Below are 12,607 nucleotides of genomic sequence, written 5' to 3' on the forward strand. Positions count from 1 at the left end.
AATCTTTAAGTTAAATTTATAAACCGATATTAACCCCTAAGCTTATATTCTTTTGTACAGGATAGGTTGCAATACCATCATTACTTCTCGCCTCAGGATCAAAATCAAAAATACCAGTATCTCTAATAGTTAATAAATTGTATCCAGCAACATATACTCTTGCACTCTTTAAATTGATTTTATTTAAAAGAGATTCAGGGATACTATAACCAAGACTTAAAGATTTTAGCCTTAAATATGTACCATTTCTTTGATAAATATCTAACGTTTGATTATTATGCGTATTTAATCCACTAGTTGATGGCGCAGGTAATTTTGCTGCAGAAGGATTAGAAGCATTCCAAGCGTTATCTGCCTGATACTTAAATGGTATAAAACCAATACTTGTATTAGCTGCCACTTCCAATGCCTCCAATTGAGCATCAAAATTACCAGCTCCTTGCCAAAGCATAGAGAAATCGAATCCTTTATAATCTGCATTTAAGCTTAATCCGAAGAACAATTCAGGAATTTCACTTCTTCCTATAATTTCTTGATCTCTCCAATTTATAGTTCCATCGTCATTTCTGTCAATGTATTTAACATCGCCTAAGGTTGGTTCTCCAATACTTGGGTCATAGTCTATACCGTCATTATCTATTTCATCTTGGGTATCATAGAACCCGTCTGTTCTGTAACCAAAACGGCGGTTTGCCCATTGTCCATTATTTTGATTTATCCTAGCATCATTTGGATCATTAGGATCAAATTCTCTTTCAACATCATCGATAATTTTCTCCCTTGTCCAAGTAATATTACCTGCAATATTGAAGTTTACATCACCAATATTATTTTTATGGGTCAATACCAATTCAAATCCCCTATTGCTTCGTACACCGAGGTTTTCTTGAGGTAAATCTGCTCCGAAAGTATCAGGAAATTGATCTAACCTATCTCTTAAAAGCCCTGCACGTCTGCGGTAAAACATATCAAGTTCTACTCCTAACTTGCTGTTCCATAATCTGGCATCAATACCAAAATTAAAAGTTTCCATAGTTTCCCAAGTAATGGTAGGGTTTGCTAGACCAATGGTTCTTAGAGTTGTATTAACAGCAGAACCGTAAGCATAAGTATTAGCTCTTCCATCTTGCAAACCAAATCCGCTTAAATAATCGAAACTAGATGTACCATCAAATCCTAAGCTGGCAAAAGACGTCCTAAACTTTAAAAAGTCTATTGTTGAATTATTCATCATAAAATCTTCCTTAGACACTACCCACCCCAAAGACACTCCAGGAAAGTAGCCCCAACGTGTATCGGTAGGAAATTGAATATTGGCATCTGCTCTAAACAAAGCTTCTAGTAAATATTTACCTTGGTAATCATAATTAAGACGGCCTACAACGCCCTTACGTCCATCTTGCGAAACAGAATCTCCGTTTTCTTGAGTTCCGATTCCAGCAAAAAGATATGGGATTTCTGAAGATAAAAGCCCCGTTCTACTGGCAGTAAAAGAATAATTATCTATATATCTATTTTCTAATATAAGTGCTCCAGACAAATTATGGTCACCAAAACTCCCCTTATAGTCTAGACCTATTTGAGTAGTTGTTTGGGCAAAATTAGTGCTTGTTGAATTAACTTCATCATCAGCAGTGGTAAAAGCAGGTAAGCTTACCCCTGTTTCGAAATCATGACTATAAGTGGTAAAAGGCACCCTTGTTAGGTTATTGATTATATTCGCTGTTTGGTGTGCAACTTTACCCGTAAAATTCAGTCCTTCTACAAATGGTAATTTATATTTAAAATTTAGAACTGCATCAAACTGCTTCCTTTTAGTATCGTTTATACCTGTTATGCCTCTAGTTGAATATGCAATAGCATTACTTTCAAGGGGGTGTGCCGCAGTTAATAAACCATCAGGGTTTTGCTGAACCGTTGGATTCATTGACGCTAAAAACCTAAATATTCTTGAGTAACTATCATTATCTCCCGAAATACCACTTGGTCTTTCTGTTTCTTCCTCTCTATACTTTAGGTTTACACCAATATCCAAACGCTTACTGATTTTAGCATCTATTGTTGCACCCATGTTATACCTTTTAAATTTTCCGTCGCCAGATTCTAACAATGATTTTTGATCTAACTTACCTATTGATGTAAAATATTTCACATTTTCGGAACCACCTTGTATATTAAAATTATGTTGCCTTGTAGTCGCCCAGTCTTTTAGCACCACATCTTGCCAATCTGTGCCTCTAAAACCATTTTCTGTACCAGCTTGGTATTTAGCGATATCTTCATCTGAATAAGTTAAATCAGCTATAGCTACGCCTTCCAAAAGTTCTGCTTGCTGTTGGTATCTGGCAAAACCTGCTGGACTTGCCATTTTAGGCAAAAAAGTTGGCTGTTGAAAGGTATAACTTCCTGAATAATTAATTTTTGGCGCGCCATATGTTCCTCGCTTAGTTGTAACAAGTATAACTCCATTACCTGCTCTAGCACCATAAACTGCAGCCGAAGCATCTTTTAATACAGAAACAGACGCTATGGTATTAGGATCTAGTTGCTGATAATCGCGAGGTACGCCATCTACAATTACTAAAGCATTGCCAAAGCCTCTAATACTAACATTAGCAGTATCGCCGCCAGGTTGTCCGTTATTTTGAGTAACTACCAATCCTGGTAGTCTACCAGCTAAAGATGCGGTAGTATTTGTGGTTGGTGTTCTAACAAGATCTTCGGATTTTACTGATGAAATTGCCCCTGTAATACTTTCCTTGCTCTGAGTACCGTAACCTACCACAACGATTTCGCCTAAGCTTGCAGCATCTTCAACTAGTACAATATCAATAGTTGTTTGGTCAGCAACAACTATCTCTTGAGACACAAAACCTAGATAACTTATTACCAATATGGAATTTTTATCGGCAACTTCAATTGAAAAATTACCATCAAAATCTGATTGAGCTCCGTTTGCAGTCCCTTTTTCAATAATATTAGCACCAGCCAAAAACATACCAAACTCATCTTTTACCGTTCCGCTTATCTGGATTGGTTCCTGTTTAATGATTGGTGTTTCAGAGGTTTGTTTTACTTCTTGACTTTTTTCTTTTTTCGGTGTTAAAATAATTTGCCTCTCAATAACATTATAATTTATGCTACTATCTTGAAAGACTTTCTCTAGTACTTTCTCAATTTTTGATTTTTTAGCATAAATATTTACTTTTTGGAGTAAAGACAAATCGTTTTTACTGTAAAAGAATTTAAACTCCGTTTTAGATTCAATCTCTTCGATGATTTCAAATATCGAAGCGTTTTCCATGTTTATATTAATCTTTGTGTTCTGAGCATATCCAGTGGTTGCCTGAAGTTGAAATAATGAGGAGACACATAAAAATAGGAATAATCTCATTTTTAGATCAATTTTAAATAAGGCGCATGTGCACCTTACCATTGAATTAATTAATTTTTTCATAATTTAGTTTAGATTATAGTTGATTCTTTACTTCTTTAATCGTTTTTTAAAGAGGAAAGTGTTCCAGCACTTTCCTTTTTTTTTGATTTTTATTATCTCATATATTTTTATGGTTTTTAAATTTTTAATAAGATTTTTTCATTAAAAACGGGGTTAAACATTTAGTTAGCATGAATTTTTAGTTAAACTGTATTCATATTTATTCTATTCTAAGGTGTAATTTTATAAGTATTTTCATTTACTACATATGTAAATCCTGAATGCTCTTTAAAAATTTTCAAAATTTCATCTAAGGTTTCTACAGTAAATGTTCCTGTAAACTCTTTTTTATTTAACTCATAAAACTGATTGTCTATATTAACATCAAAATGTCTTTCAAGTTCTTTAACAATAACATCAAAACGGTCATTAACAAAAAGTAACCTCCCTTCTTTCCAAGCTATATATTTGTTAACATTCACCTTATCAATCTCAATAACACCATCTTCTAAAACAGCTCGTTTCCCAGGCTTTATCATTATCGGCCCCTCTCCTTTGTTGTTATTTGACTTATATACACCAACACTCCCTTCTACTAACACGGTTGATGTATTATGTTCATTCTTATAACTAGACACGTTAAACTCAGTACCATATACTTGGGTATTTAAGTCATCCGTTATAACCGTAAACAAGCTTGTTTTATCCTTTTTTACAGAAAAATAAGCTTCACCATCTAAGAAAACATTTCTAGGCTTGTTTTTTAAAAACGTTACAGGATACCTTAATTTAGATCCGGAATTTAAAAAAACATGTGTGCCATCTGAAAGTAGTAATTCAAACTTTTTTCCATTTGGGACGGTTAATTGATTATAGGTTAAAATCTCTAATTCAGTAGAGTTATTTTTATAGGACAATAAAGTTTCTTCATGATTCACCACTCTATCTCCACTTTTATCTGTTATTACTTCAGAAGAAATCTCATCTAAAAACTTTACTGTACCATCATGCAACTCTAAAGTTATTCGTGGTTCTTCATTACTATTTATAATTTGATTTGTGTCTAATATCCCTGATGAATACAATCCATATGAAAGACTAATAAGTCCAATAAAAACAGCGGCTATTCTCCTTAATCGTTTTACAAAAGATGTATTTAATCTAAGTCGCTTGGCTTTATGTTCTGGCGTATCTCTTTTTTGCACTATAAATTGCCACATTTCATCAAAATCTTCTTCAGGAAGCACCTCTCCATCACCATGTATTAATCGAATAAAATTGGAGGCTTTTCGAATTGTTTCTTTTTTATCAGGGTGAGAAGACAACCAATTATTCCAAAAATTTGAAGTCATTTGATCGGGATTTAACACCCATTTCTGGAAATATTCATCCTTAATAAAATCATCTTCAGAAAAATTGATATATTTCATCTAATATTACTTGTAGTAGCTAAAAAATCTAAAGCCTATATTAGTAAGAGGAGAAAATCTGATTTTTACCCCATAAAAATTTAATTATTTATAAAATTTAAGACGTTTTTTAACATTTTTGCAATTTCTCTTTGTGTAAAGAGCTAATTGGTTTTACCAATAAAAAAAGCTAAAACAAGTTTTATGGGGCAAAATTATTTTCACATATGCTTCCTGAGCCCTTGTAAAGCTCTATCTACTAGTTTGTAAGCTCCTTTTTTGCTTAAAGACATGATTTGAGTTATTTCATTATAACTCAATTGAGCAATATATTTTAAATGAAGAACTTCCCGTTGTCTGTTGGTAAGTTTTGTTAAGGCGACATTCAATAGCCTTTTTTGCTGTTCAAAATTTTGTTTCTCAATTAGACTTCTTTCTTCAGAAAAGGAATATAGTGAATCTAAAACAGCATTTTTTTCAGTATCTGAAACCTTCATTCTGTTCTTTTGTGTTACTGAAATTATTTTTCTTCTAATACACGTATAGAGATAAGATCTAATAGATATAACTTTCCCTAAATAGGTTCTGTTATTCCATATTTCCACAAAAAGGTCTTGAATACAATCTTTAACTAACTCTTTATCATTGACTATTTTTAAACCATAATTATAAAGAGGAGAAACATTTTTTTTATATATCATAGCAAATGCTTCTTCATTTCCAAGTTGAAATTCTTGCCAAAGCTGCACGTCTCCAATTTCTTTTAAAACTTCACGGCTTACATACTTAATTTCAGTGAAATTTTCACGAGAATGCATCTCTTTATATAATAACCGTGACATAAAAAAAAAGTAGTTAGTCTAGTTTGTTGGGAACAATGTATAAAAAAAGCTTTCAAAATTATAATTTATTTAACAAAACTTATCCTTTTTTGATACTAAACGAAGCTTTTTATTCAATATAATTAAGCTATAAACTTTCAAGAAAGTATTATAAACGTTGATGGTTTGATAGTTTTTTAAGAACATCCAGAAAAGACACCTATATATTAATACAGTTTTTAATAATTTTATATTAAGTCTGGTTTTGAGGCAAACAGACTTGTATTTATGTTCGGCTTAAGCTTCACATATAGATATGGTGCTTACCATTTACCTCTATTCACAGATAATTTTGCATTTAAGTTTACATTTAACGTCTCATTATGAGGTATTATACTCGTTTTTTCTACCTTTGCCCATCTTTTAACTAAAGCATGTTTAAACTTTTTACAAAGGACTTTTGGGACGTTACCGCAAGATTGATTTTACGTAATAAAATTGCTATTCTTGTTGGTATTCTTTTGGTTACTATTTTCTTTAGTCGTCAATGGGAAAACATGCGTTTAGCCTATAGCGAGGCAAATATGTTGCCAGACGACCATGAGGTAAATATAACTTACAATAATTTTTTAAAGACTTTTGGAGAAGAAGGAAACCTTATTATACTTGGTGTAAAAGACCCCACTTTATTTACAGTTGAAAAATTAAATGCCTGGAATAAACTTTCAGATAATTTTAAGCAAAATGAAGCGGTTGAAACTGTTATTTCCATAAAAGACCTTCAAAAACTTGTAAAAGATACTGAAAATGAAAAGTTCAATTTAGAACCTTTTATTAAAGACTCTATTGTATCTGTAAATCAAATTGAAACACTTCAAAACGAACTTTTCAAAAAATATCCGTTCTACGATAATTTCTTATTCAATAAAGAAACAAAAACAATACGAACGGCTATTTACATGAATAAAGCCATTGTAAACACATCGGCAAGAAAAGATTTTGTTATTGATGTTTTAATACCTAGCATTGATGCTTTTGAATTAGAAAACAACTTAGATGTTAGGGTTTCTGGAATGCCCTATATCCGAACCTTAAATTCCACCAACATAGTTGACGAAATTAGCTTATTTATTGGTGCCGCATTACTGGTAACATCCATTATTTTCTTCTTCTTTTTCAGGTCGTTCAGAGCCACATTTATCTCACTAATTGTAGTTTGCATTGGTGTTATGTGGACCTTAGGAATTATTGGTTTATTAAATTACGAAATCACGGTTTTAACGGCACTTATTCCGCCACTTATTATTGTTATTGGTATTCCAAACTGTATTTTCTTAATTAATAAATATCAACACGAGGTTAAATTACATGGTAATAAAGTAAAATCATTACAACGTGTAATTACTAAAATTGGTAACGCTACATTAATGACCAATGTAACAACAGCGTCTGGTTTTGCAACATTTATTCTAACAGAAAGTAAACTTTTAAAAGAATTTGGTATTGTAGCCTCGTTAAGCATTTTAGCAATTTTCATTTTATGTTTACTAATAATCCCTATTATTTACACCTTTCTACCTTACCCAAAAGAGCGTCATTTAGAACACTTAAACAAACGTTGGATTGGTGGTTTTGTAAACTGGATGGAACGTATGGTCAGGCAAAAACGGATTGCTATCTACATAACATCTGTTGTATTATTAACTTTAAGCATCATCGGTATTTACCAAATAAAAATATCTGGAAGCCTGATTGAAGACATGCCTCAAGACTCAGAATTTGTTAATGATATTCGGTTTTTTGAAGATGAATTTAATGGCATTATGCCATTAGAAATCATGATTGATACCAAGCGAAAAAAAGGCGTTATGAAACTCTCTACGCTTAAACGTATGGATGACCTTGAAGATTTAATCATTGAAACTCCAGAATTATCAAAACCTATTTCAGTCGTTGGATTGGTTAAATATTCTAAGCAAGCCTATTACAATGGCAACACCAAATATTATCAATTACCAACATCGCAAGAAAACAGTTTTATTTTATCCTACGCCAAAAACTCATCTTCAAATGTAGATTTACTCAAAAACTTTGTAGATAGTACAGGGCAATACGCACGTATTACCACCTTTATGAAAGATGTTGGCACTGATAAAATGGAACGTATTGAAGAAAATCTTCAAACTAAAATAAATAAAGTATTCCCTAAAGAAAGATACGATGTTACCATGACAGGTAAAGCGTTGGTTTTTCAAAAAGGGACAAAATATTTGGTTAAAAACTTGGCCATATCCTTATCGCTAGCCATATTTTTAATCGCTTTATTTATGGCTTATATGTTTAGGTCTGCACGTATGATAATTGTATCGCTTATCCCTAACCTACTACCACTATTAATAACTGCTGGTTTAATGGGCTATTTAGGTGTTCCGATAAAACCATCAACCATATTAGTTTTTAGTATTGCTTTTGGCATTTCGGTAGATGACACCATTCACTTTTTAGCAAAATACAGACAAGAATTGCAAGCCAATCACTGGAAAATCAAAGTATCGGTTTATGGTGCTTTACGCGAAACCGGTGTAAGTATGTTCTATACGTCTATTGTTTTATTCTTCGGATTTTCAGTATTCACCATTTCTAGTTTTGGAGGCACTGTAGCTTTAGGCGCTTTAGTTTCTGCCACTTTATTATTTGCTATGTTATCAAACCTATTGCTTTTACCTTCATTATTATTGTCTTTAGAGCGCAGTATTGCGAACAAACAAGTACTTAGAAAACCTTCAATTAATATTATTCCCGAAGAAGACGAAACAGTATAAACTTTACTGGTAATTAATTTTATATTCCCACATGTTTTTTTAAACTCTGATTGCATAAAAGCCGATACGCTTTTTTTATATTTACATTATAAATTTATTACAAATGCAATCACGTACAGTTTCAGAATTACTATCGCAAGATATTGTTATACCAGAAGTAGAAATTAAAGGCTGGGTTAGAACCTTTAGGGCCAATCGTTTTATTGCTTTAAATGATGGCTCAACCATAAATAACATACAATGTGTCGTTGATTTTGAAAACTTTGACGAAGCCCTTTTGAAGCGCATAACAACAGGAGCTGCCATACATATTAAAGGCGAATTGGTTGAAAGCCAAGGCAAAGGTCAAAAGGTTGAAATACAAGTAAACGAATTAGAAGTGTTGGGAGATTCAGATCCTGAAACCTACCCTATTCAGCCTAAAAAACATTCCTTTGAGTTTTTAAGGGAAAATGCCCATTTACGCACGCGAACAACAACTTTTAGTGCAATTATGCGTTTACGTTCGGCACTATCATTCGCTATTCATAAATATTTTAATGATAACGGTTTTTATTATATGCACACGCCAATCATCACGGGTAGTGATGCTGAAGGTGCAGGTGAAATGTTTAAAGTAACAAATCTTGACACTAAAAACCCACCATTAACTGATGAAGGCAACATAGATTATTCTAAAGATTTCTTCGGGAAAGAAACCAATTTAACCGTTTCTGGCCAGTTAGAAGCCGAAACTTATGCCATGTCTTTAGGGAAAGTATATACTTTTGGCCCCACTTTTAGAGCTGAAAATTCAAATACGTCACGTCATTTAGCTGAGTTTTGGATGATAGAGCCCGAAGTTGCTTTTATGGATTTACCGGGCAATATGGATTTAGCAGAAGACTTCATGAAATCTGTAATAAAATACATACTTGATAATAATCTAGAAGACTTAGAATTCCTTGATAAACGTTTGCAAGACGAAGAAAAGACAAAACCTCAGGCTGAACGTAGCGATATGACTTTAATTGAAAAATTAAATTTTGTTACAGATAATCATTTTAAACGTGTTAGTTATACCGAGGCTGTTGATATTTTGCGCAATTGTAAACCAAACAAAAAAAAGAAGTTTAAATATTTAATTAATGAATGGGGAACGGACTTACAAAGTGAACATGAGCGTTTTCTTGTAGAAAAACACTTTAAGTGTCCAGTCATTTTATTTGATTATCCAGCTAATATTAAAGCATTTTATATGCGTTTAAATGATGACGGTAAAACGGTTCGCGCTATGGATATTTTATTCCCAGGTATTGGCGAAATTGTTGGTGGCGCGCAACGTGAAGAGCGCTTAGATATTCTAAAACAAAGAATGGCAGCCATTAATATCCCTGAAGAAGACCTTTGGTGGTATTTAGATTTACGTAAATTTGGTACCGCTGTGCACTCTGGTTTTGGTTTAGGTTTTGAACGTTTGGTTATGTTTGCAACAGGTATGAGCAACATTAGAGATGTTATTCCGTTTCCTAGAACACCACAAAACGCCGAATTTTAGTAAAAAAGTTTAAAAACAGGAATCTTGGTATGACTTTGGTATACTAATTCCTTTTTTTATCTTTGAATAATACCAATTTAATTTTAAAATCTTGTATGAATAATTTGAGTTGTTTTTCGCTTATATAAAGTAAAAAATCTAAGCATAGTCTTAGCTACGGTTCTATTTTTTCATGAAGTATCAGCGGAAAAGAAACGAATTATATGCACTATTTTATAATCAAATTGGTATAAAACCTTAAATCAAAATATGCTTAAACAATATTTACAATTCAAATTATCTCAAAAACTGTCGCCGCAGCAAATTCAATTAATGAAGTTGATACAGTTGCCAACACAAGCTTTTGAACAACGTTTAAAGCAAGAATTAGAGGAAAACCCTGCGCTTGAAGGTGGAAAAGAAGAAAATGATTCTGATTACGATTCTGATTTAGATAATACGGATGATTTAAACGACAGCGAAACCATAAATGCTGAAGATATTAATATTGATGAGTATTTAAGTGATGATGAAATTCCAGATTACCGCACCCAAGTTAATAATTACAGTAGCGATGATGAAGAAAAAACCATGCCCTATGCAGCAGGAACATCGTTTACACAGCATTTAATCAATCAATTAAACACCTACAGATTATCTGATGAAGAACGAGATATTGCTGAATTTTTAGTAGGAAGCGTAGATGAGAGCGGATACATTCGCAGAGAATTAAGTGATATCATGGACGATTTGGCGTTCACACAAAATGTTTATACCACTGAAGAGAACATTAATAAAGTTTTAAAAATCGTACATCAATTAGATCCTGCAGGTGTTGGTGCCAGAAATTTACAAGAATGCCTAAGTATTCAATTACACAGAAAAGATAAGACCTCAGCTACCGATTTAGCAATTAATATCATTGATAACGCATTTGACCAATTCACAAAAAAGCATTATAAAAAATTGCTTCAAAAATTCGATATTTCCGAAACACAGCTAAAGGATGCTATTCATGAAATTGAGCATTTAAATCCTAAACCTGGAGGTTCTTATGCTGGAAACAATAGAATTGTTGAACATGTGGTTCCAGATTTTGCTATTAAAATTGTTGATGGGGAATTAGAATTAACCCTTAATGGAAGAAACGCTCCAGATCTTCATGTATCTAGAGAATACAACAACATGCTTAAAGGCTATAAAGAGGCTAAAGATAAATCTAAATCACAGAAAGACGCCGTTATCTTTATCAAACAAAAATTGGACGCTGCCAAATGGTTTATAGAAGCTATAAAACAACGGCAGCAAACTTTATTTGTGACTATGAGTGCCATTATGCATTATCAAAGCGAATATTTTCTAACAGGAGATGAGCGTAATTTAAAACCCATGATTCTAAAAGATATAGCAGATGAAATAAATATGGATGTTTCAACGGTATCTAGAGTTGCAAATAGTAAGTATGTCGACACACCTTACGGCACAAAATTGATAAAAGAATTCTTTTCAGAATCGATGAAAAATGACCAAGGAGAAGATGTTTCTACCAGAGAGATAAAGAAAATTCTTGAAACTGTCATAGAAGAAGAAAGTAAGAAAAAACCTTTAACCGATGAAACATTAGCATCTATTTTAAAAGAAAAAGGCTACCCAATTGCCAGACGTACGGTAGCTAAATATAGAGAACAATTAGATATTCCTGTAGCTAGATTACGTAAAAAAATATAATGGATAAACTATTAAAAAGTATCTCGTATATTTTTCATCCATTAATAATGCCGTTACTTGGTGTTATTTTTTATTTTTCAAAATCTCCAAGATATATTCCTATAGAGGTTATTCAAGCAAAGTTAATATCACTTTTTATATTAACCTTCATGTTACCTGTTTTGCTTTATTTCTTGTTAAAAACTTTGGGAAAAGTAAAAACCATCAATCTTCAAACAACTAAAGAGCGTATTTATCCATTAATACTCAACTGTATTGTTATTCTACTGGTTTTGCAACGCATCATAACCCCTTCGCAAGGTCTTGAACTTTATTTTTTCTTTGTGGGGATATTATTATCTAATATGGCGTGCTTCTTACTAGTTATTATGAAATTTAAAGCTAGTATCCACATGATTGCCGTATCTGGGGTATTCATGTTTTTCATAGCTTTGAGTATCCATTTTAGCATAAATATAAATGGAACACTTGCCTTAATGGCTATAATAATTGGTGCGGTAGCCACATCCAGATTGCACTTAAAAGCGCACACTTATAAAGAACTTATCATGGGTGTTTTTGTAGGTGCAATTCCGCAATTGACATTAGTTAACTATTGGCTATAATGTGTCTTTAAGTGGTTTTACATAAACCCAGAGGGTTTTACTTCTGTATTTAAAACTGCAGGAATTTTGACATTTGAATTAGATTCAAATATCAAGCTCTTATAGTCTCCAAATAAATTTTTTATTTGTTTATTTGATGCTTTCTGAAGTATTACTTTTAAACCATTAATCATTCTGGAACCAGTCTCTTCTTAAGACAAACTATAAAAATGAATGCTTTTTTTGTGCCTTAAGGATCTTGTCGGATAGGTTTTTAGCAAACTCAACTTG

7 protein-coding genes are annotated in these 12,607 nt (G+C 32.5%); 4 read left to right on the top strand and 3 right to left on the bottom strand.

The window, feature by feature from the left end; genetic code table 11:
• Positions 1 to 16: 16 nt before the first annotated feature.
• The 3 genes from ABD935_RS04890 to ABD935_RS04900 form a co-directional block, all read right to left on the bottom strand.
• A complete protein-coding gene (locus tag ABD935_RS04890; RefSeq protein ID WP_345190533.1) occupies positions 17 to 3,304 on the bottom strand; it encodes a TonB-dependent receptor in 3,288 nt (1,095 codons plus the stop codon).
• Positions 3,305 to 3,666: 362 nt separating this feature from the next.
• Positions 3,667 to 4,866, bottom strand: a complete 1,200-nt coding sequence (locus ABD935_RS04895) for a FecR family protein (RefSeq protein ID WP_345190534.1) — start codon at positions 4,864 to 4,866, stop codon at positions 3,667 to 3,669.
• Between the two features lie 200 nt (positions 4,867 to 5,066).
• A complete protein-coding gene (locus ABD935_RS04900; protein WP_345190535.1) occupies positions 5,067 to 5,687 on the bottom strand; it encodes an RNA polymerase sigma factor in 621 nt (206 codons plus the stop codon).
• 413 nt (positions 5,688 to 6,100) lie between these two features.
• Here ABD935_RS04900 and ABD935_RS04905 point away from each other — a divergent pair, with 413 nt between their 5' ends.
• From ABD935_RS04905 to ABD935_RS04920, 4 genes are all read left to right on the top strand, one after another.
• Positions 6,101 to 8,488 (top strand): efflux RND transporter permease subunit, encoded by a 2,388-nt coding sequence (locus ABD935_RS04905; protein ID WP_345190536.1) that lies wholly within the window; start codon positions 6,101 to 6,103, stop codon positions 8,486 to 8,488.
• Positions 8,489 to 8,591: 103 nt separating this feature from the next.
• Positions 8,592 to 10,025 carry an asparagine--tRNA ligase gene (gene asnS / locus ABD935_RS04910; protein WP_345190537.1) on the top strand — a complete coding sequence of 478 codons (1,434 nt, stop codon included), beginning with the start codon at positions 8,592 to 8,594 and terminating at the stop codon, positions 10,023 to 10,025.
• A gap of 249 nt (positions 10,026 to 10,274) precedes the next feature.
• Entirely contained in the window at positions 10,275 to 11,732 is a 1,458-nt protein-coding gene (gene rpoN / locus ABD935_RS04915; protein WP_345190538.1) for an RNA polymerase factor sigma-54, read from the top strand.
• The gene (locus tag ABD935_RS04920; protein WP_345190539.1) at positions 11,732 to 12,337 is read left to right on the top strand and encodes a hypothetical protein; all 606 of its coding nucleotides are present in this window, start codon (positions 11,732 to 11,734) and stop codon (positions 12,335 to 12,337) included. Before rpoN ends, ABD935_RS04920 begins: the two co-directional genes overlap by 1 nt.
• The last annotated feature ends 270 nt before the right edge of the window (positions 12,338 to 12,607 follow it).

Source organism: Algibacter agarivorans, from assembly GCF_039543245.1.
In the GTDB taxonomy this organism is placed as follows: Bacteria; Bacteroidota; Bacteroidia; order Flavobacteriales; family Flavobacteriaceae; genus Algibacter_G; species Algibacter_G agarivorans.

Coding starts and splice junctions, on each gene's coding strand:
- ABD935_RS04900 (WP_345190535.1), bottom strand. CDS start 5,687: ATGTCACGGTTATTATATAAAGAGATGCATTCTCGTGAAAATTTCACT.
- ABD935_RS04920 (WP_345190539.1), top strand. CDS start 11,732: ATGGATAAACTATTAAAAAGTATCTCGTATATTTTTCATCCATTAATA.
- ABD935_RS04905 (WP_345190536.1), top strand. CDS start 6,101: ATGTTTAAACTTTTTACAAAGGACTTTTGGGACGTTACCGCAAGATTG.
- rpoN (WP_345190538.1), top strand. CDS start 10,275: ATGCTTAAACAATATTTACAATTCAAATTATCTCAAAAACTGTCGCCG.
- asnS (WP_345190537.1), top strand. CDS start 8,592: ATGCAATCACGTACAGTTTCAGAATTACTATCGCAAGATATTGTTATA.
- ABD935_RS04895 (WP_345190534.1), bottom strand. CDS start 4,866: ATGAAATATATCAATTTTTCTGAAGATGATTTTATTAAGGATGAATAT.
- ABD935_RS04890 (WP_345190533.1), bottom strand. CDS start 3,304: ATGGAAAACGCTTCGATATTTGAAATCATCGAAGAGATTGAATCTAAA.